Raw genomic sequence first — 19,110 nt, forward strand, 5'->3', positions numbered from 1 at the left:
GAGACCAGCACAGCGGCGCGCGCGGCCAACCGGAAGGATCGGCCGCGGCCCTGTGGAGGAAGCCTGCCCACGCGGGGGCTGGGGACGACAGGTGGCCCGTGATCGGGCCAGCCGGGAGCCGGGTCAGCCCTTGGGCGGGTCGATCTCCTGCGGAGCGAGCTCCTCGACGTTGACGTCCTTGAACGTCAGCACCTTGACGTTCTTTGCGAACCGGGCCGGGCGGTACATGTCCCACACCCACGCATCGGCCATCGACACCTCGAAGAACACGTCGCCGTTCTCCGTGCGCGCCTTCACGTCGACCTGGTTGCAGAGGTAGAAGCGGCGGTCGGTCTCCACGACGTACTTGAAGATCGAGACGACGTCGCGGTACTCCCGGTAGAGGGTGAGCTCCATCTCGGTCTCGTACTTCTCGAGGTCCTCCGCGCTCATCCGTCCTCCTCCGTGTCTGCCCTGCTCCCGGCCTGCAGGTCGACACTAGTGGCAGGCTCCAGCGCCGGCTCGAGGCCCGCCGCGCGGCGTACGTTGACGAACCGCATCCGGTGGACGGGAGCCGGCCCGTGCGCGGTCAGGGCCGCCGTGTGGACGTCGGTGATGTAGCCCTTGTGGGTCTTGAAGTCGTACGCCGGGTAGTCGGCGTCCATCGCCACCATGAGGCGGTCCCGGGTCACCTTCGCGAGCACCGAGGCGGCGGAGATGCATGCCGCCACCCGGTCGCCCTTCCAGACCGCCAGCCCCGGCACCTCGAGCCCGTCGACCGGGAAGCCGTCGGTGAGGACGTAGGCCGGTCGGGTCTCGAGCAGCGCCACGGCCCGGCGCAGGGCCTCGACGTTGGCGACGTGCATGCCCAGCCGGTCGCACTCCTCGTTGTCGATCACGACCACCGACCAGGCGACGGCACGTCGCACGACCTGGGCGTAGACCCGCTCGCGGGCGGCCTCGGTCAGCAGCTTGGAGTCGGCCAGCCCGGGCACGATCCCGGCCTTGCCGGGCGGCAGGATGCAGGCGCCCGCGACGAGGGGGCCGGCGCAGGCTCCCCGCCCCGCCTCGTCGACGCCGGCGATCGGGTCGATGCCGGCGCGGCGCAGGGCGCGCTCGTAGCCGTAGAGCCCGGCGTCACGGCGTACGGCCGCTCCGCTGGGCAGGTGTGGGACGGGCTCGACCATCGCGCTCGCCTGCCCGCTCGCCTGCCCGCTCACGCGGCGTCGGGCACGTCCTCGAACGTGCCCGGGCGGGTGACCCACTCGAAGCGGTCACGCGGCCAGAGCAGCACGAAGACCTTGCCGACGACGAGGTCGACGGGGACGAACTCGGGGCCGGGGACGCAGTCGGTCTCCTTCTCGAGGTTGCACATGCGCAGGCTCGAGTCGGCCGAGTGGGCGCGGTTGTCGCCCATCACGAAGACGTGCCCGTCGGGCACCGGCTCGGACGTCCAGTCCTTCGAGCACTGGTTGACCATCGGGCCGGCGCACTCGACGGCCTTGTCCTGCTGGACGTAGTCGCCCTCGTCGAGCGGCTGGCCGTTGACCATCAGTCGGCCCTGCTCGTCGCAGCAGCTGATGACGTCGCCCTCGACGCCGATCACCCGCTTCACCAGGTGTCCGCCGGTCGGGTACAGGCCGACCTTGGCCATGACCTTCGGGATCGCGCCGGTGGGCCCGGCCGCCTCGGACGCCGGGAGCCAGCCACCGGGGTCCTTGAAGACGACGACGTCGCCGCGCTGGGGGGTGCCGCCGCCCCAGTAGGAGACCTTCTGCACGAGGATCCGGTCGTTGCGGACGAGGCCGGGCTCCATCGACTCCGAGGGGATGTAGAACGCCTGGAGGAAGAGCGCCTTGATGACGATCGCGAGCACCAGCGCGACGCCGAGGAGCAGGATCGTCTCCTGCCACAACGGGAGCTGGCGCCGGGCCGGCTTGCCCGCCCCGGACCCCGACGCGGTCCGGGCAGACGACGACCGCGGCCCCTCCTCGTCCATGTCGGTCGGGGTGGAGCCGCGGTCGGGTGAAGTCACTCGCAGAGACTAACCAGAGGTTGGCTGATCTCCGCGTTCGCGTCGCGGAGCGGAATCGCTCAGAACTCGCGGCGCTCCTTGATCTTCGCCTTCTTGCCGCGCAGGTTGCGCAGGTAGTAGAGCTTGGCGCGGCGCACGTCACCTCGGGTGACGACCTCGATCGTCTCGAAGATCGGGGAGTGGATCGGGAAGGTGCGCTCGACGCCGACACCGAACGAGATCTTGCGCACGGTGAAGGTGCGGCCGACGCCCGAGCCGTGGATGCGGATGACGACGCCCTGGAAGACCTGGACGCGCGAGCGGCTGCCCTCGACGACCTTCACGTGGACCTTGATCGTGTCGCCGGCGCGGAAGGCCGGGACGTCGCTGCGCAGCTTGTCGCTGACGAGCTCATTGAGAACGTTGGTCATGCTTGCTCCTCACGAGTGCCACAGGCCAACCGCGGAATCGGATGGTTGATCGGGTGGCCCCGCCGTGCTGGCCGGCGGCGTCGCGCACCCCCTGTGGCAGGTGTTCGTCGCGGATCCCCCGGGTGCGTGCATCGGGGCGATCGTTTGGCCGGCGTGACCAAGGGTCGAGTTTGCCAGATCGCCGCGTGCGCCGCGAAATCGGGCGTCCACGCGGCTGGGTCCGGGCTCAGCCGCGGCGCTTGGTGAGCACGACCGCGCCCGGTGGCGCCTCGAGGTCGGGCCGCAACCGGTAGCCCGCCTTCTTGTACATCCGCAGGTTGCCGGCGCTCCGGGCGCCGGTGAAGAGGAGGTACGACGACGCGTCCGGCGGCGCCGCCGCCTCGGCGTGCTCGAGGAGGAACCGGCCGATCCCCTGGCCCTGGAGGTCGGGGGCCACCATCAGCCGGCCGATGTCCCACCCGGCACGGCTGGTGAGGCGGGCCCGCACCGAGCCGACCAGCCGGCCGGCGCGGCGTACGACCCAGGTGTGGTGGGCCTCGAGGCCGGCGCGCACGTCGTCCAGGGACTCGGTGAGCGCGGGGATGACGACGCCCGGGTTGGCCTCGAGCTCCTGGAGCCAGCAGGCCCGCTGCAGCGTGTAGAGCTCCCCCGCGTCCGCCGGCACGGCCGGACGGACGTCCTCGTCGCCGGGAACGGACGAGGGCGACACGAGGTCGGGGCGACGCTCGGCCGTGCGACGGACGGCCTGCTCGCGGCGCCACGTGGCGATCCGGCCGTGGTCGCCCGAGACCAGCACGTCGGGGACGTCGAGGCCGCGCCAGCTGGCGGGCTTGGTGTAGACGGGGTACTCGAGCAGACCGTCCTCGTGCGACTCCTCGACGAGCGACTCGGCGTTGCCCATGAAGCCCGGGAGCAGTCGCACGACGGCCTCGGTGATCGCCAGCGCGGCCACCTCTCCCCCATTGAGGACGTAGTCGCCCAGGGAGACCTCACGGACCTCGCCGAGGGTCGCCGCGTGGTCGATGACGCGCTGGTCGATCCCCTCGTAGCGCCCGCACGCGAAGACCAGGTGGTCGCGCGTCGAGAGCTCGCGGGCCAGCGCCTGGCTGAACGGCTCGCCGCTGGGGGTGGTGAAGACGATGGTCGGCCGGTCCGTGGCGACGTCGTCGAGGGCCGCGCCCCACGGCTCGGGCTTCATCACCATGCCGGCGCCGCCGCCGTACGGCGTGTCGTCGACCGTGTGGTGCCGGTCGGTCGTCCAGGACCGGAGGTCGTGGACGTGGAGGTCGAGCAGCCCCTTGTCCCGGGCCTTGCCGGGCAGGCTCAGCGAGAGCGGCGCCAAGTAGTCGGGGAAGATCGACAGGACGTCGATCCTCACTGCGTGGCCTCGTCCTCGTCCGGGTAGGGCGCCACCAGCCCGGGACGGTCGGCGATGACGACCCGGCGGGCGGCCAGGTCGACCTCGGGGACCAGCGCGACCACGAACGGGACCAGGGTGTTGCGCCCGTCGGGGGTGCGGATGGCGAGCAGGTCCTGCGCGGACCCGTGCTGCAGGCCGGTGACCTCGCCGAGGTGGGTGCCGTCGAGGTCCTGGGCCGCGAGCCCGATGAGCTGGTGGTCGTAGTACTCGTCAGGGTCCTCGGGGGCCTCGTCAGGGGCGATGGTGGTGTGCAGGACGATGCCGCGGGCGGCCTCGGCGGCGCTGCGGTCGCCGATCTCCGCGAAGGTGGCGAGCAGGACGTTGGTGTGCCACTTGGACCGCACCACGGTGAGCGTCCGCAGCGGGCTGTGGGACCCCTGCGGCGGCTGCGCCCGCAGCGTCGTACCGGGCGCGAAACGACGCTCCGGCTCGTCGGTGCGCACGTCGATCGTCACGTCGCCGCGGATGCCGTGCGGCTTGCCGATGCGACCCACGACGACCTCGATGTCTTCCACGGCGTCAGGGTATCGGGGGCTGTCGGGATCCCCGCCCCTCCCCAGGACATGCAGGAAGGCGCCCCTCCCCGAGCGGGGAGGGGCGCCTTCCGGTGGTGCAGGTGAGTGCTGCTCAGCGTCGGCGGTCGACGTCCACGAAGTCCACGCGCGCGCCGGCCCGACCCGCGAGGGCCGAGACGACGGTGCGGAACGCCGTGGCGGTGCGGCCGTTGCGGCCGATCACCTTGCCGAGGTCGTCGGGGTGCACCCGGACCTCGAGGATCGACCCGCGACGCAGCTGCTTGTCGCGCACCGAGACGTCGTCGGGGTTGTCGACGACGCCGCGGACCAGGTGCTCGAGCGCCTCGGCGAGCATGCTGCTCAGGCCTCGCTCTTGCCGGCGTCCTCGGCCGTGACGGTCTCGGCCGTCTCAGCCTCCTCCGCGGCACCCGCAGGCGTCTCGGAGGCGGGGACCTCGGCGGGAGCGGCCGCGGCCGGGGTCTCCTCGACCTTGGGCTCCTCGGCCTTCTCGGCCTTCTTCTTGGAGGTCGTCGCGGCGCCCTTGGGCTCCTTGGCGGCCTCCTTGAGGGCCTCGTTGAAGATCTCGAGCTTGTCGCGCTTGGGCTCCTTGACCTTCAGGGTGCCCTCGGCGCCGGGCTCGCCCCGGAACTTCTGCAGGTCACCGGTCACCTTGAGGATGGCGGCGACGGCCTCGCTGGGCTGCGCGCCCACGCCGAGCCAGTACTGCGCCCGCTCGGAGACGACCTCGATGTACGAGGGGTCCTCCTTCGGGTGGTACTTGCCGATCTCCTCGATGACGCGACCATCGCGCTTCTTGCGCGAGTCGACGACGACGATGCGGTACTGCGGCACCCGGATCTTGCCCAGGCGCTTCAAACGGATCTTGACGGCCACGTCTGTGGTGTCTCCTTGCGAGTGGAAGGTGGTGAGGGGCCCGCAGACCAGGTGGGGACCGGGTCGGACTTCCTCGGGGGGCGCACCGACGACCGGGATAGAGGGTCCGTCCGCTGGCGCGACTCAGCGAGACATTGTGCCAGAGCAGGTGTACGGCGCCCAATCCGGCGCGAGAGGCCCGGCGCTCACCCCGCGACGTCGAGCCCGATGGAGCGCCGGAAGGCCTCGACGCCCTCCACCTCGAGGCGCTGCGGTCCGCGGCGGAAGGCCTCCGGGGTCAGCAGCAGCTGGGTCATGTCGGCCTGCTCGTCGCGCCGGCGGTAGCGGACGGTGCCGTTCGCGACGTACCCGACCTTGGCACTCACGGTCAGCGACGCCGGGTTGTCGGTGAAGGCCCCCGAGGTGATCTCGGTGAAGCCGAGGTGGTCGAAGAGGAACGCGCACATCACCTGGCGCATCGCCGTGCCGAGCCCGCGGCCCTGGTGCGCCCGCCCGAGCCACGAGCCGGTCTCCCCGGTGCGGGTGACGAGGAAGTCCGAGGTGTTGACGCCCTGGACACCGACGACCTCGCCGCGGTGCAGCACGGCGAGGTTGAGCGCCCAGGAGGCCGGCGAGAAGTCTGCACGGCAGCGCCAGTGGTACTGCGCGAAGCTGCTCAGGAAGTCCTCGGGGGCGGTGTCGGTCCAGGGGAACGAGAACGGCATCCGGGCCGGGTCGTGGACACCGCGGGCGGCGAGGTCCCCCAGCTCGACGACGAGGTCGTCGGTGACGCCCCGCAGCTCGAGGTCTCCCGCGACCACCCGCAGGCCGAGGGCGGGCAGGGCGTCGGCGACGGTCGTCATGGCGTCATCCTCACGAGTCGCCCCGAGCGGGCACAAATCGATTTCGACGATCCCCGCCACGGACGCGCTGCGCAGCGCCACAATGGCGGGGCCGCCCCCGCGGCACTCCCCCCACCACGCACCAGGAGTTCCCATGACCCGCACGTCCCGAGCCCGCCGCCACGCCGCTGCACTCGTCGGCACCGTCGCCCTCGTCGCCGGCCCCCTCGCCACCGCGGCCACGGCCGCCGAGGCGCCCCGCCCCGACAAGCCCGCCAAGGCCGGCACCCACGCCCACGGCGGCGGCACGACGCACCTGCTGCGCACCGTCGCGGGCAAGGACCGGCGCCTCGCCCGGCTCGGCACGAGCACGGCGGTCACCCGCCTCGACGACGCCTACGAGGTCGAGGTCGTCGCCGGGATCGAGGAGAGCCGCGCGGCGCTGGCCGCCATCAGGGCCGCCCTCGAGGCCGCGGACTCGACGCTCGACGTCCGCGCCGCAGCCAAGGACCTGCGCTCCTTCCGCGTCGAGAACCACCGGCTCGTGGTGACGGTCGTCGCCAAGGCGGACCGTCTTCTCGACGCTGCCACGCTCGCCGCCGACACGGTCGGCTCGACGGCGGCCACCACCGCGATCGAGGCGGCGCTCGCCGTCACCGCCACGTCCCCGAAGAGCGACATCCGGGCGGCCCGCGCCGCCCTGCGCGCGGCCGAGGATGCGGAGACCGAGGAGACCGAGGAGACCGCCCCCGTCAGCTGAGTCCCGCCACGACGCGCCCGCGCAGGACGACGTACGACGGCTCCCGCAGCACGGTCAGGTCGGCGAGCGGGTCGCGGGGATAGACCACGAAGTCGGCCGGCGCGCCCTCGGACAGGTGGGGGTTCCACCCCAGCCACTCCCGTGCCCGCCAGGACGCGGCACCGAGGGCGTAGTCGGCCGGCAGGCCGAGCCCGGCCATCGCGACCACCTCGCCGGCGATGTTGCCGTGCCGGCTCACTCCCCCGCCGTCGGACCCGGCGTAGAGCGCCACCCCCAGCTCGTACGCCGCCATGATGGTGTCGCGCTGCCGGGCGTGGAGGTCGGTCATGTGGTCGGCGTAGCGGGGGAACTTGTCGCGACCCGCGTCGGCGTACTGGGGGAACTTGTCGATCTGCATCACGGTCGGCACCAGCGCGATGCCCCGCTCGGCCATGGCCTGCGCGAGCTCGGTCGACAGCCCGGTGCCGTGCTCGATGCAGTCGATCCCCGCCTCGACCAGCCCGGGCAGCACACGCTCGCCGAAGCAGTGGGCGGTCACCTTGGCTCCGTGCTCGTGCGCGACGGCGATCGCGGCCGCGAAGTCCTCGGCCGGGAAGCTCGGGGCGAGGTCGCCCTCGTCGCGGGAGATCCAGTCCCCGACGAGCTTGACCCAGCCGTCCCCGGCCCGCGCCTCGCGGGCGACCGTCTCCACCAGCGACTCGGGCTCGACCTCGTGGGCGTAGTTGCGGATGTAGCGCCGCGAGCGCGCGATGTGGCGCCCGGCGCGGATCAACCGCGGCAGGTCGTCGCGGTCGTGGACCCACGACGTGTCGGCCGCCGACCCGCAGTCGCGGATCAACAGCGCCCCGGCGTCGCGGTCCTCGACCGCCTGCGCCTCGGTCGCGGCCTCGTCGACGGCGCCGTGGTCGTCGAGCCCGATGTGGCAGTGCGCGTCGACGAGGCCCGGCACGATCCAGCCCCGTGCCTCGGTCGTGGCGCCGGGCTGGGGCTCGTAGGTGATGGTGTCGCCCACGACGTACACGTCGCGCACCTCCCCGTCGGGGAGGACCGGTCCCGAGAAGCGCAGTGCAGTCATGGGGGCGACCGTAGCGGTTGGGACCGGACCCGGGTGTCCCCGAAGTTCCCATTTGGGCGATGACAGGCCACAGGTCGAGGACCACAGTCGGAGAGGTCCTTACTTCCCGGAGGTGTCATCCATGCTCAGAACCCGCGCTCCGCTCGCCGCGGCACTGGCCGCCGTCGCGTCGACCGCCATGGCCACCACGATGCTCGCCGTACCCGTCCAGGCCGACGACTCGGGCGGACCGGCCGGCGCCCCGCCCTGGAAGACGGTGGCGACGGGCCTCGACAACCCCCGTCTCCTCTCCTTCTCCGGCCGCGCGCTCTACGTCGCCGAGGCCGGGGTCGGTGGCGCCGGCCCCTGTGTCGAGGGCCCCGAGGGCGAGTCCTGCTTCGGCCTCTCCGGCGCGATCACGCGCATCACCCACCACGGCTCGCACCGCGTCGTGACCGGGCTGCCGTCCCTGGCCTCTCCCGAGGGCGGCGGGGCGATCGGCCCCTCGGACGTCGTCGTCCCCGCGCACCGACGGGGCTCGAAGCACCACTTCGCGGCCACCATCGGGCTCGGCAACGCCCCCGAGGTGCGCGACACGTTCGGCGCCGCGGGTCGTGCGCTGGGCACCGTGGTCGCGGGCAGCCTGAAGGGAGGACCCGTCCACATCGTCGGCGACCTCGCGGCCCACGAGCAGAAGCGCGACCCCGACGGCAACGGTCCCGACTCGAACCCGACCGGGCTGATGCGCGACGGCGGGTCCGTGGTGGTCACGGACTCCGGTGGCAACTCCCTGCTGCGCGTGCGCCACCACCGGAGCACCAGGACGCTCGCGGTGTTCCCGAACACCGACGTGCCCGACCCGTTCGCGCCGGGGACCACGGTCCCGATGCAGGCCGTGCCCACCTCGGTGGTCCGGGGTCCCGACGGCGCCTACTACGTCAGCCAGCTGACCGGCTTCCCGTTCCCGACCGGGGGGTCGAGCATCTGGCGGTTCGTCCGCGGCGAGGAGCCGACCGTCTACGCGACCGGGCTGACCAACGTCACCGACCTGGCGTGGCACAAGGGTTCGCTCTACGCGGTGCAGCTCTCGTCGGCCGGCCTCCTCAACGAGCCGCCCGGGGCGCTGCCGACCGGCTCGCTCGTGAAGGTGGCGGCGGGCGCGGCACCCACCCCCGTCGCCGAGGGACTGCCCGCGCCGTACGGCGTGGCCCTGCGTGGCGGCAAGGCCTTCGTGACGACGTGCGCGGTCTGCCCCGACGGCGGGTCGGTGGTGAGCATCGACCTGGACTGAGGACCGCTCCTGGGTGTGTCCCTCTGCTCGCGTGAAAGCCGGTCGTCACCGTGCAGGTCACTGGCGAACGCCAGTGACCTGCACGACGAGCCGTGGACCTCCTGGAGCCGGCGTCCCATCGTCCGGGAAGGCGCCGCACGGTCTGGCTGCGGGCCCGAGCAGTCGGGCGGGTTCAGGGCGTCGAAGACCCGGTCGTGCCGTCACCGACCCTCGTGGGGCGCACCGCAACGGCCTCCTCGTGCCCGGTCGGGGGCACCGCCCGTCGGCTGCGCTCCCACGCCGAGGCGCCCGCCAGCACCAGCCAGGCGAGCAGCACCCCGGCGAGGATGTCGACCACGTAGTGCTCGGCGTAGTAGACGAGCGCCGTCGACATCGACACGGGATAGACGACGAGCAGCCACCGCCACACCGACCGCAACCGGTGGACGCCGTAGGCGGCGATCATGACCGACATGCCGGCGTGAAGGGACGGCATCGCCGCCACCGGGTTGCCCACACCCTGCAGGACGAGATCGACCCGCTCCAGCCCGATCTCGGACCATCCCCGTCCGGTGATCCGGGCTGCAGGCCCGAGGTCGCCCATCTGCGACGCCATCCACGGTGGCGCCACCGGATAGGCGATGTAGACCGCCAGAGCGGCGAAGTTGATGCTCAGGAGGCGACGCATCCAGCCCTGCCACTCCGACCTGCTCCGTACCCACAGGACGGCCGCGATCGTCAGGCCGGCGACGAAGTGCGTCGCGTAGACCGTGGTGAAGTACAGATCGAACAGACGCGGCGGGCTGTCCTGGACGCACGGGTCGCCGCACCACGCCGCCTGCAATCGCTCCGTGGGCGTGACGCCGGCGCCCAGCCACCTGTCGAGCGCGATCGGCTCGTGGACGTGCACGCCCAGCCCGAGCTCGTCGGTCAGGCCCCGGCTGAAGAAGTACACCACCAGGCCGGCGACCGGCAGCCACCAGTCGCGCAGGAACCCCACGTGGGAGCGCCACGGCGCTCGGATGTTCCAGGCCACGGTGCCCAGCCACAGCCACGCGAAGACCTGGAGGGTGTCGTTGGGGACGCCGACGACGCCGATCCAGGCCCCCAGGAGAGCGCCGTACGCCGTCAGGGCGCCGACACGCGCCGACCGTGGAGTGGCGGCCACCGGCCCCGGCGCGCGCGGGACGGGATCCCACGAGCCTGCCATGACACCATTCAGCCCGCCGCTCGCGCCACGGGTTGGCGCGAACACCGAAATACCTCAGCGACGGTAACGTCAGGTGCCGCCGCTGGGTCCAGGTTCGCGCGTCGAGCAGTGCGGCTCGAAGCCGATCAGGTGTCTCCCACCAGCTACGCCACACCCAGTCAGACCTGGTCGAGCAGCCACGAGGGGCTCATCGCCCGTGCGCCGAGCCCCTCGCACCGGCCGCGCAGCACGTGGTCGGCGCTGATCAGCACGACCTGGTCACCCCGCTCCCGACGGGCGGCGACCTCCGCGATGATGGCGGAGTCGCCGTCCTTCGGGGCGTGCACGGTGACGACGTGCTGGTCGCGCCCGGGGCGCACACCGGCCTTGGCGCCGCCCTCCAGCACCAGCACGATGACGTCGTACGCCGTGTCGCCGACGAGCAGCCGCTCGTGCAGCCTCCGGGCCGCCCCGGCGCGGTCCTTCCACCAGCCGTCGGGCACCGACCCGACGACGTTGGCGGCGTCGACCACCAGCACGGACCTCACCGGACGGACCCTCACTTGAGGAACTTGGAGAAGTCCTTCGGCAGGTCGAGGGCCGCGGCGGCCTTCTCGTAGTCGACCTCGTCGTTGTTGCCGAAGGGGGTGGCGGGGCGCTCGGCGGCTGCGGCCTTCGCGGCCGCGGCCTCCTGTGCCGCCTTGGCCGGGTTGCCGGAGGTGCGCTTGCCCTTGCCCTTCTTGGGCTGGGCCTTGGTCTTGCCACGCTTGCCCGCGCCGGGCATCGCGGGCATGCCCGGCATCCCGGGCATGCCGCCCCCGCGGGCCATCTGCTCCATCATCTTGCGCGCCTCGAAGAAGCGGTCGACGAGCTGGTTGACGTCGGAGACCTGGCGACCGGAGCCGCGGGCGATGCGCGCCCGGCGCGACCCGTCGATGATCTTGGGGTTGTCGCGCTCGGCCGGCGTCATCGACTGGATGATCGCCTGGATGCGGTCGATCTCCCGCTCGTCGAAGTTGTCGAGCTGGTCGCGGAACTGCCCCATCCCGGGCAGCATCCCCATGATCTTGGACATCGAGCCGAGCTTGCGGATCTGCTGCATCTGCTGGAGGAAGTCCTCCAGCGTGAAGCCGCCCTTGGTGCCGAGCTTCTCGGCCGCCTTGAGGGCCTCGTCCTGGTCGAAGGCCTTCTCGGCCTGCTCGATCAGGGTGAGCATGTCGCCCATGTCGAGGATGCGCGAGGCCATCCGGTCGGGGTGGAAGAGGTCGAAGTCGGTCATCTTCTCGCCGTTGGAGGCGAACATGACCGGCTTGCCGGTGATCGAGGCGATCGACAGGGCGGCACCACCGCGCGCGTCACCGTCGAGCTTGGTGAGCACCACACCGTCGTAGCCGACGCCGTCGAGGAACATCTGGGCCGTGGTGACGGCGTCCTGGCCGATCATGGCGTCGACGACGAAGAGCACCTCGTCGGGCTGCACGGCGTCGCGGATGTCCGCGGCCTGGCGCATCAGCTCGGCGTCGACACCGAGACGCCCGGCGGTGTCGATGATGACGACGTCGTGGACCTTGCGCTTGGCCTCCTCGACCGAGGCGCGGGCCACGGCGACCGGGTCACCGACGCCGTTGCCGGCCTCGGGTGCGAAGACGGGCACGCCGACGCGCTCACCGTTGACCTGGAGCTGCTGGACGGCGTTGGGGCGCTGCAGGTCGGCGGCGACCAGCATCGGCGTCTTGCCCTGGTCCTTGAGCCACAGCGCCAGCTTGGCGGCCAGCGTCGTCTTGCCCGCGCCCTGGAGGCCGGCGAGCATGATGACGGTCGGGCCGGTCTTGGCGTAGCGCAACCGGCGGGTCTCGCCGCCGAGGATCGCGACGAGCTCGTCGTTGACGATCTTGACGACCTGCTGGGCCGGGTTGAGGGCCCCGCTGACCTCCTCGCCGCGGGCGCGGTCCTTGACCGCCGCGACGAACTCCTTCACCACGGGCAGCGCCACGTCGGCCTCGAGGAGCGCGATGCGGATCTCGCGGGCGGTGGCGTCGATGTCGGCCTCGGACAGCTTGCCCTTGCCGCGGAGGTTCTTGAAGGTGTCGGCGAGCCGGTCGGAGAGAGTGGCGAACACGGTGGGAGATCCCCTGGGATTCGGAAGCGGTGACGATGGGTGTCGAACGAGGGCCCAGCCTAACGGTCACCCCCCGCGCTCGGGTCGTCGGCGAGGACGCCCCGGCGCGGCCCCGCCGTGCTGGGCCATGATGTCGCCGTGTCCCGCTCCTTCCTCGACCTCCTGTACGACGAGGCGGCCCGCTCGCACTTCGACGAGCTGCTCGCCTCGGCGACCGCGGCGGCGACCGACGAGGAGGAGCGCGCCCGGCTGCGGGCGGACTACGACGTCGCCCTGCGGCTGCGCGAGCTGATCTCGCGCCAGCGCTCCCGCGAGGCCGAGCTGTCCGCGCTCTACGAGACCGCCAGCGACCTCACCGCGATCCGCGACGTCGACGCCATCCTGGCCGCGATCGTGCGCCGGGCCCGCCAGCTCCTCAACGCCGACATGACCTACCTCTCGCTCAACGACGAGCTCGACGGGGCGTCGTACATGAAGGTCACCGACGGCGCCCTCACCCCGGAGTTCAGGCAGCTGCGGCTCCCGCTCGGCACCGGGCTGCTCGGCCTGGTGGCGCAGACCGGAGCGCCGTACTTCACCGAGGACTACCAGACTGACGCCCGCTTCGTGCACCGCACCTACATCGACGAGGCGGTCGACGGCGAGCGCATCCGGGCCATCCTCGGCGTCCCGCTCGTGCTCGACGGGCGGGTCATCGGCGCCCTGCTCGCGGTGCACCGCACGGTGCGCAAGTTCCCCCCGGCCGAGGTCTCGCTGCTCACGTCCTTCGCCGCCCACGCCTCGGTGGCCCTGGAGAACGCCCGCCTCTTCGCCGAGCTCGACACCGCCAACCGCAACCTCACCGAGCACACGTCGGCGGTCGAGTCGGCGGCGACGGCGCACGACCGGCTCACCGACCTGCTGCTGCACGGCGGCGGCACCGACGAGATCGCCCTGGCGCTCGGGGACCTGCTCCGCGGCCGGGTGGCGGTGCTCGACCCCTCGGGCGAGCGGGTGGCCGGCGACGCCGACCTGGACACCTGGCGCGAGGCGGTCGCCGAGTCCGTGGCGTCCGGGCACTGCGTCCCCACCCCTCGCGGCTACGTCGCGGCCGCCCTGGCAGGCAGCGAGCACGTCTCGACGGTGGTCATCGAGGGCCCGCCGCTGTCCAGCGCGGAGCAGCGCACCCTGGAGCGCGGCGCGCTGGTGACCGCGCTGGTGGTGCTGCTCGCGCGCACGGTCGCCGAGGCGGAGGAGCGCATCGGCGGCGAGCTGCTGCGCGACCTCCTCTCCCCCACGCCGTACGACGCGGTGCTGGTGCGCGAGCGTGCCCGCCGGCACGGCGCCCAGCTCGACGGTCCGCTGGTCGTCGCCGTGGCCGGCCCCGCCGAGGGCGACCGCCCGGCGACCGCACGGGCGGCGGCCCGGCTCGCCGACACCCTGCACGGCGTGGCCGGTGAGCACGAGGGCGCCGTGGTCCTCGTCGTGCCGGAGGGGGACGCCCGGGGCATCGGCGAGCAGCTGGCCGCCGCGGTGACGCGCACCGGGGCGGCGGCCACCGTCGGGGTGGCGGGTCCGGCGCCCGCCTGCGACGTCGCCGCGACCTACGCCGAGGCCCGTGGGTGCCTGGAGACGCTGCTGACCCTGGGCCGGGCCGGGGAGGTGACCGACCCCGCCGGGCTGGGGGTGGCACGGCTGCTCCTCGGGGCCAACGGTCCCGGCCAGCTCGCCGAGTTCGTCGACCGGGAGCTGGGTCCGGTCGCGGCCTACGACGCCCAGCGCGGCACCAGCCTCGTGGCGACCCTCGACGCGTGGTTCGCCAGCGGCGGGAGCCTCAAGGACACCGCCGCAGCCCTCCACGTGCACCCCAACACGGTGACCCAGCGCCTCGAGCGGGTCACCGGCCTGCTCGGCGAGACCTGGCGGGCACCCGAGCGCGCACTGGACCTCCAGCTGGCCCTCCGGGTGGCGCGGCTCCAGGCGTGACAACCGTGTGACATGGCTTGTGGCCACACCTGCATGTCGCTCTTGTGTGGACGTGGACCATGTGCCGATGGTCACAGGCGGGCCTAACGTCAGGGCCATGTCCCCGAACTCCCCCGCGCCCGGCGCTGTCCTCAGCCCCGGGCCCACCCCCCTGGAGGGACGCCGCGCACTGGTGACCGGCGGTGCGAGCGGCATCGGCGCCGCCGTCGCCGGCCACCTCGCCGCCCTCGGAGCGCACGTCACCGTCCTGGACCTCGACGAGACCGCCGCCAAGGAGGTCGCCTCCGCCCTCGGTGGAGACGCGCTCGGCGTCGACCTCACCGACCCCGACGCGATCGACGCCGCCTCCCTCGACGCCGACATCCTCGTCAACAACGCCGGCATCCAGCACGTCGCGCCCGTCGAGGACTTCGACCCCGAGCGGTTCCGGCTCATCCAGCGCCTCATGCTCGAGGCACCGTTCCTGCTGGCCCGCAAGCTGCTGCCCGGCATGTACGACCGCGGCTGGGGTCGCATCGTCCACGTCTCCAGCGTCCACGGGCACCGCGCCTCGCCGTACAAGGCGGCGTACGTCAGCGCCAAGCACGGCCTCGAAGGGCTCTCCAAGGTCATTGCGCTCGAGGCGGCCGGCAAGGGCGTCACGAGCAACACGGTGTGCCCGGGCTACGTCCGGACGCCGCTGGTCGAGGGCCAGGTCACCGACCAGGCCCGGGCCCACGGCATCGACGAGTCGGAGGTCCTCGACACCGTCCTGCTCGCCCGCACCCCCGTACGCCGCCTCGTCGAGCCCGACGAGGTCGCGCGCGCCGTCGCCGGCTTCTGCCTCCCCGGGAGCGACTCGATGACCGGGTCCTCCCTCCTCATCGACGGCGGCTGGACCGCCGCCTGACCACGCACCCCGCGTGATCCGCCTGAAAGGAACACCCAGCACATGACATCCCCCGTCACCCACCCCACCCAAGCGGAGCAGGGGCCCGGCGAGACCAACATCGTCAAGGTCGTCTTCGCGTCCCTGATCGGCACCGCTGTCGAGTGGTACGACTTCTTCCTCTACGGGTCGGCCGCGGCCCTCGTCTTCGGCACCCTGTTCTTCCCGGAGAGCGAGCCGGCCGCCGCCACCATGCTGGCGTTCGGCACCTACGCGCTCGGCTTCGTGGCGCGCCCCCTCGGCGGCATCGTCTTCGGCCACTTCGGTGACCGGGTCGGCCGCAAGAAGATGCTGGTGACCTCGCTGCTCCTCATGGGCGTCGCGACCTTCGCGATCGGTCTCCTCCCGACGTACGCGACCATCGGCCTCGGCGCCCCGATCCTGCTGCTGGTGTGCCGCCTGGTCCAGGGCTTCGCCGTCGGCGGCGAGTGGGGCGGCGCGGTGCTGATGGCCGCCGAGCACGGCGAGGACTCGCGTCGCGGGTTCTGGTCGTCGTGGCCGCAGGCCGGCGTGGCGCTGGGCAACCTGTTCGCCACCGGCGTGCTGTGGCTCCTCGCGGCCTTCCAGTCCGACGACGCGTTCCTCGCGTGGGGCTGGCGCATCCCCTTCCTGCTGAGCGCCGTGCTCGTCATCATCGGCCTGTGGGTCCGCCTCTCGATCGAGGAGTCGCCGGTCTTCAAGGAGGCCCACTCCGAGCTGTCGACCTCCGAGAAGCAGCACGTCCCGCTCTTCGAGGTCGTCAAGAAGTACCCCCGCGAGGTCCTCGTCGCCATGGGCATGCGGATGGCCGAGAACATCTCCTACTACCTGTTCACCGTCATCTCGATCACCTTCCTGACGACGTACGTCGGCACCACCGGCGACAAGGGCATCATCCTCAAGGCGCTGCTCATCGGTGCCGTCGTGCACTTCGTGACCATCCCGCTCATCGGGGCGCTCAGCGACAAGGTCGGCCGCCGGCCGCTCTACGTCGCCGGAGCCGTCGGCGTCGCGGCGTGGTCGTGGATCTTCTTCGACCTCATCGCCAGCAAGTCCGAGACCAAGATCCTGCTCGCCGTGGTCGTCGGCCTGGTCCTGCACGCCCTGATGTACGCCCCGCAGGCGGCGTTCTTCTCCGAGCTGTTCGGCACCTCGGTGCGCTACACCGGCGCCTCGGTGGGCTACCAGCTGGCCTCGATCTTCGCCGGCGCACTGGCCCCGATCATCGCCATCAAGCTGCTCGGCCCGGCCACCAACGGCGCGATGAACGTCGACAGCGTCGCGATCTACATGACGATCGCCTCGGTCATCACGCTGGTCGCGGTGTTCTTCGCCAAGGAGACCGCGCGCTCCTCGCTGCGTCACGACCGGGTGCTCGACAACGCCCACAAGTAACCAGCGTCGTCCCCGGACGCCCTGCTCGGCCCTCGGCCGGGCAGGGCGTCCGTGCGTCCGGGGGGAGGCGTCGGCGGCGCGGGGTCAGGCCGGGTCGGCCACCGTGCCGAGCAGGGCGTCGCGCACGGCGTGCGCGGCCTCGGCGGCCCGCTCGTCGGACAACCGGCCGGCCCCCTGCTCCTGCAGGTAGAACACGTCGACGGCCTGCGGCCCCACCGTGGACACGTGCGCCGAGCGCACCGAGATGTCGCGCGAGGCCAGGGCCGCGCACACGAGGTGCACCACACCGGGGCGGTCGTCCATCCGCACCTCGAGCACCGTGGCCCGGCGCGACTCGCCGTACCGCACGGCGACGACGGGCTCGAGGCGGCTCGGCGCCGGTCGCGACAGGCGGCTCGTTGCGTCGAGCCGCCCCTCGCTGATCGCCACCAGCCGCTCGCGGAGCACCGCGGGGTCGAGGTCGGGCTCGGCCACCTCCCACACCGAGACGCCCACGGGGCCGGTGTCCTGCCTGTCGACGGCGTCCTGCGCCCACGCCCGGGCCGAGCGCACGGAGACCCGCTGCAGGGCGAGCACCGCGGCCGCGTCGGCCAGCAGCCCGATCCGGTCTGGCGCCACGACGGTCACCCGGGCGCCACCGTCGTCCGGCTCGACGCCCACCCAGGCGCCGCCGCGGCGTACGACGTCGGGCACGGGCACCGCCTGGTCGACCTCGTCCGGCGGCTCCCCTCCCCCCGCCCGGGCCAGCGCGTGCGTGGCGAGCCGGGTGATGAGGCTGGCCCGCCACGACGACCACGCCTTGGGCGAGGCCGCGCGGCCGTCCGCCTCGGTGAGCGCCAGGAGCAGCGTCAGCGCCTCGGCGGTGGGCACCTTGTCGAGCAGCGCGTCGATGGTGGCGGGGTCGTCGGGGTCGCGGGACGTGGCGGTCTCGGAGAGCAGCAGGTGCCACCGGACGAGCAGCGCGACGAGGTCCACGGCGTCGTCGTCGAAGCCCATCCGCCGGGCGATCTCCCGGGCGACCGGCTCGCCGGCCACCGAGTGCTCGGTGAGCCCGCCCTTGCCGATGTCGTGCAGGAGCGCGGCGACCAGCAGCACGTCGGGGCGCGCGACCGTGCGGATGAGGCGGGACGCCTCGAGGCACGTCTCGATGACGTGCCGGTCGACGGTGAAGCGGTGGATGGCCGACGCGTGCGGCAGCAACCGGATCCGCTCCCACTCGGGCAGGAAGCCGGTGAGCGCTCCGGTCTCCTCGAGGGTCTCCCACACCGGCAGCAGCCCGTCACCCGAGGCGAGCAGGCTGACCAGCGCGTCGCGGGCCTCCGCCGGCCACGGCGTCGGGAGGGGCGCACACTCCCGCACCAGGCGGGCCGCGGTCGCCGGGGCCAGGACGACGTCGCGCTCGGCCGCCTCGGCCGCCGCGCGCAGCAGCAGGACCGGGTCGTGCTCGGGCCGGGCCCGGGCGTCGAGCACCACCTCGCCGCGGGACAGCGCGACGCCCGGTGCGATGGGCTCCAGGGCCGGACGACGCGCGTCGCGGAGCGAGCCCGGCGGGGCCAGCACCGACGCCACCCGGCGCCAGGTGAGGCGGGAGAGGTGGGTGACGCGGCGGCCGATCTCGCGCACGTGCCGCTGGGCCGCGGCGGCGTCGTCGAGGCCCAGGTGGGTCGCCAGGACCTCCCAGAGCTCGGGGGCGACCCGGTCGGTGGGTCGCCGCGTCTCGGCGTGGAGGAGGTCGCGGAAGTCGAGCAGCGACTGGCGGGAGCGCTCCAGCTCCGGGCTCGACACGTCGACCAGCCAGGTCGCCTCGAGCGCCTTGAGGACCGTCGCGTCGCGCAGGCCGCCCTCGGCCTCCTTGATGTCGGGCACCGAGACGTGGGCGAGCTCCCCGACGACCTCGTGGCGCTTGTGCACCAGGTCGCGCAGCGCGGGGAGCCGGTCGCGCGCCTCGCGCCGCCACGAGGCGAGCATGGTGGTGCGCAGCCGCAGGGTGAGGTTGGGGTCGCCCGCCAGGTGCCGGACGTCCAGCAGACCCAGAGCCACCTTGAGGTCGTCCTCCGCCGCCGCGACCATCTGCGGCAGCGAGCGCACCGAGTGGTCCAGGCGGGAGCCGGAGTCCCACAGCGGGTACCAGACCTTCTCGGCCAGGGCCCCCGGGTCGGTGCCCGCGTCGTGCACGAGGACGACGTCCAGGTCGGAGTGCGGCGCGAGCTCGCTGCGGCCGTAGCCGCCGACCGCGACCAGCGCCACACCGACGTCCGGGCCGTCGCAGGCGTCGTACGCCGCACGGCACAGCTCGTCGGCGGCCTCGGTCCGGGCGGCTCTCTCGGGGGCAGTCATCGTGGGTCGGATCCTCCTCGGGGGTCGTCCGGGTACGCCA

General features: G+C 72.8%; 19 protein-coding genes and 1 pseudogene. 5 read left to right on the forward strand and 15 right to left on the reverse strand.

Translation table 11 applies throughout. The annotated features are described in order from the left end of the window. Positions 1-123 precede the first annotated feature (123 nt). The 10 genes and pseudogenes from ASG88_RS01400 to ASG88_RS01440 form a co-directional block, all read right to left on the reverse strand. Positions 124-432, reverse strand: a complete 309-nt coding sequence (locus tag ASG88_RS01400) for a DUF2469 domain-containing protein (protein WP_056885608.1) — start codon at positions 430-432, stop codon at positions 124-126. Beyond that, positions 429-1,166: a ribonuclease HII gene (locus ASG88_RS01405; RefSeq protein ID WP_056886014.1), complete on the reverse strand. Its 738-nt coding sequence runs from the start codon at positions 1,164-1,166 to the stop codon at positions 429-431. Before ASG88_RS01405 ends, ASG88_RS01400 begins: the two co-directional genes overlap by 4 nt. Positions 1,167-1,195: 29 nt before the next feature. Then, positions 1,196-2,014, reverse strand: a complete 819-nt coding sequence (lepB, locus tag ASG88_RS01410; protein WP_056885609.1) for a signal peptidase I — start codon at positions 2,012-2,014, stop codon at positions 1,196-1,198. Positions 2,015-2,073: 59 nt separating this feature from the next. Further along, positions 2,074-2,424, reverse strand: a complete 351-nt coding sequence (gene rplS, locus ASG88_RS01415; protein WP_056885610.1) for a 50S ribosomal protein L19 — start codon at positions 2,422-2,424, stop codon at positions 2,074-2,076. A 226-nt stretch (positions 2,425-2,650) separates the two neighbouring features. Then, entirely contained in the window at positions 2,651-3,133 is a 483-nt protein-coding gene (locus ASG88_RS23700) for a GNAT family N-acetyltransferase (RefSeq protein ID WP_235534709.1), read from the reverse strand. Continuing rightward, positions 3,110-3,802, reverse strand: a pseudogene (gene trmD, locus ASG88_RS23705) (tRNA (guanosine(37)-N1)-methyltransferase TrmD); the annotation flags it as partial. The pseudogene trmD and the gene ASG88_RS23700, both read right to left, overlap by 24 nt. Next, positions 3,799-4,359, reverse strand: a complete 561-nt coding sequence (gene rimM, locus ASG88_RS01425) for a ribosome maturation factor RimM (RefSeq protein WP_200956308.1) — start codon at positions 4,357-4,359, stop codon at positions 3,799-3,801. The pseudogene trmD and the gene rimM, both read right to left, overlap by 4 nt. A gap of 112 nt (positions 4,360-4,471) precedes the next feature. Next, complete coding sequence (locus ASG88_RS01430; protein WP_056885612.1) at positions 4,472-4,714, reverse strand: RNA-binding protein; 243 nt, start codon at positions 4,712-4,714, stop codon at positions 4,472-4,474. 5 nt (positions 4,715-4,719) lie between these two features. After that, positions 4,720-5,253, reverse strand: a complete 534-nt coding sequence (rpsP, locus tag ASG88_RS01435; RefSeq protein ID WP_056885613.1) for a 30S ribosomal protein S16 — start codon at positions 5,251-5,253, stop codon at positions 4,720-4,722. Between the two features lie 185 nt (positions 5,254-5,438). Continuing rightward, positions 5,439-6,095: a GNAT family N-acetyltransferase gene (locus ASG88_RS01440; RefSeq protein ID WP_056885614.1), complete on the reverse strand. Its 657-nt coding sequence runs from the start codon at positions 6,093-6,095 to the stop codon at positions 5,439-5,441. A gap of 133 nt (positions 6,096-6,228) precedes the next feature. Here ASG88_RS01440 and ASG88_RS01445 point away from each other — a divergent pair, with 133 nt between their 5' ends. Continuing rightward, positions 6,229-6,834, forward strand: coding sequence for a hypothetical protein (locus tag ASG88_RS01445; RefSeq protein WP_056885615.1), 606 nt, complete (start codon positions 6,229-6,231; stop codon positions 6,832-6,834). Here the strand turns inward: ASG88_RS01445 and ASG88_RS01450 are convergent. Beyond that, on the reverse strand, positions 6,827-7,909 hold the full coding sequence (locus ASG88_RS01450) for an amidohydrolase family protein (RefSeq protein ID WP_056885616.1): 1,083 nt from the start codon (positions 7,907-7,909) through the stop codon (positions 6,827-6,829). The genes ASG88_RS01445 and ASG88_RS01450 overlap by 8 nt on opposite strands. 121 nt (positions 7,910-8,030) lie before the next feature. Between ASG88_RS01450 and ASG88_RS01455 the strand changes: the two genes are divergently transcribed. Next, positions 8,031-9,179 (forward strand): ScyD/ScyE family protein, encoded by a 1,149-nt coding sequence (locus ASG88_RS01455; protein ID WP_056885617.1) that lies wholly within the window; start codon positions 8,031-8,033, stop codon positions 9,177-9,179. A 172-nt stretch (positions 9,180-9,351) separates the two neighbouring features. On the opposite strand, the gene ASG88_RS01460 is transcribed toward ASG88_RS01455, so the two are convergent. From ASG88_RS01460 to ffh, 3 genes are all read right to left on the reverse strand, one after another. Then, entirely contained in the window at positions 9,352-10,368 is a 1,017-nt protein-coding gene (locus ASG88_RS01460) for a phosphatase PAP2 family protein (protein ID WP_082599778.1), read from the reverse strand. Positions 10,369-10,526: 158 nt separating this feature from the next. Beyond that, positions 10,527-10,895 carry a hypothetical protein gene (locus tag ASG88_RS01465; protein ID WP_056885619.1) on the reverse strand — a complete coding sequence of 123 codons (369 nt, stop codon included), beginning with the start codon at positions 10,893-10,895 and terminating at the stop codon, positions 10,527-10,529. An 11-nt stretch (positions 10,896-10,906) separates the two neighbouring features. After that, positions 10,907-12,466: a signal recognition particle protein gene (gene ffh, locus ASG88_RS01470; protein ID WP_056885620.1), complete on the reverse strand. Its 1,560-nt coding sequence runs from the start codon at positions 12,464-12,466 to the stop codon at positions 10,907-10,909. Positions 12,467-12,604: 138 nt separating this feature from the next. Between ffh and ASG88_RS01475 the strand changes: the two genes are divergently transcribed. The 3 genes from ASG88_RS01475 (at position 12,605) to ASG88_RS01485 (ending at position 16,733) form a co-directional block, all read left to right on the forward strand. Then, positions 12,605-14,431 (forward strand): helix-turn-helix domain-containing protein, encoded by a 1,827-nt coding sequence (locus ASG88_RS01475; RefSeq protein ID WP_235534675.1) that lies wholly within the window; start codon positions 12,605-12,607, stop codon positions 14,429-14,431. A gap of 97 nt (positions 14,432-14,528) precedes the next feature. After that, complete coding sequence (locus ASG88_RS01480; protein WP_056885622.1) at positions 14,529-15,320, forward strand: 3-hydroxybutyrate dehydrogenase; 792 nt, start codon at positions 14,529-14,531, stop codon at positions 15,318-15,320. Between the two features lie 42 nt (positions 15,321-15,362). Further along, the gene (locus ASG88_RS01485; protein ID WP_056885623.1) at positions 15,363-16,733 is read left to right on the forward strand and encodes an MFS transporter; all 1,371 of its coding nucleotides are present in this window, start codon (positions 15,363-15,365) and stop codon (positions 16,731-16,733) included. Between the two features lie 84 nt (positions 16,734-16,817). On the opposite strand, the gene ASG88_RS01490 is transcribed toward ASG88_RS01485, so the two are convergent. Beyond that, positions 16,818-19,070, reverse strand: coding sequence for a [protein-PII] uridylyltransferase (locus tag ASG88_RS01490; RefSeq protein ID WP_056885624.1), 2,253 nt, complete (start codon positions 19,068-19,070; stop codon positions 16,818-16,820). Between the last annotated feature and the right edge of the window lie 40 nt (positions 19,071-19,110).

This window comes from Nocardioides sp. Soil777, assembly GCF_001428425.1.
Taxonomy (GTDB): domain Bacteria; phylum Actinomycetota; class Actinomycetes; order Propionibacteriales; family Nocardioidaceae; genus Nocardioides; species Nocardioides terrigena.

What these genes read in the sequence shown, in the direction of transcription:
- rplS (WP_056885610.1), bottom strand. Translation starts at nt 2,424, where the DNA reads ATGACCAACGTTCTCAATGAGCTCGTCAGCGACAAGCTGCGCAGCGAC.
- ASG88_RS01400 (WP_056885608.1), bottom strand. Translation starts at nt 432, where the DNA reads ATGAGCGCGGAGGACCTCGAGAAGTACGAGACCGAGATGGAGCTCACC.
- ASG88_RS01405 (WP_056886014.1), bottom strand. Translation starts at nt 1,166, where the DNA reads ATGGTCGAGCCCGTCCCACACCTGCCCAGCGGAGCGGCCGTACGCCGT.
- ASG88_RS01460 (WP_082599778.1), bottom strand. Translation starts at nt 10,368, where the DNA reads ATGGCAGGCTCGTGGGATCCCGTCCCGCGCGCGCCGGGGCCGGTGGCC.
- ASG88_RS01430 (WP_056885612.1), bottom strand. Translation starts at nt 4,714, where the DNA reads ATGCTCGCCGAGGCGCTCGAGCACCTGGTCCGCGGCGTCGTCGACAAC.
- ASG88_RS01455 (WP_056885617.1), top strand. Translation starts at nt 8,031, where the DNA reads ATGCTCAGAACCCGCGCTCCGCTCGCCGCGGCACTGGCCGCCGTCGCG.
- ASG88_RS01450 (WP_056885616.1), bottom strand. Translation starts at nt 7,909, where the DNA reads ATGACTGCACTGCGCTTCTCGGGACCGGTCCTCCCCGACGGGGAGGTG.
- ASG88_RS01440 (WP_056885614.1), bottom strand. Translation starts at nt 6,095, where the DNA reads ATGACGACCGTCGCCGACGCCCTGCCCGCCCTCGGCCTGCGGGTGGTC.
- ASG88_RS01490 (WP_056885624.1), bottom strand. Translation starts at nt 19,070, where the DNA reads ATGACTGCCCCCGAGAGAGCCGCCCGGACCGAGGCCGCCGACGAGCTG.
- ASG88_RS01480 (WP_056885622.1), top strand. Translation starts at nt 14,529, where the DNA reads ATGTCCCCGAACTCCCCCGCGCCCGGCGCTGTCCTCAGCCCCGGGCCC.
- ASG88_RS01445 (WP_056885615.1), top strand. Translation starts at nt 6,229, where the DNA reads ATGACCCGCACGTCCCGAGCCCGCCGCCACGCCGCTGCACTCGTCGGC.
- ASG88_RS01485 (WP_056885623.1), top strand. Translation starts at nt 15,363, where the DNA reads ATGACATCCCCCGTCACCCACCCCACCCAAGCGGAGCAGGGGCCCGGC.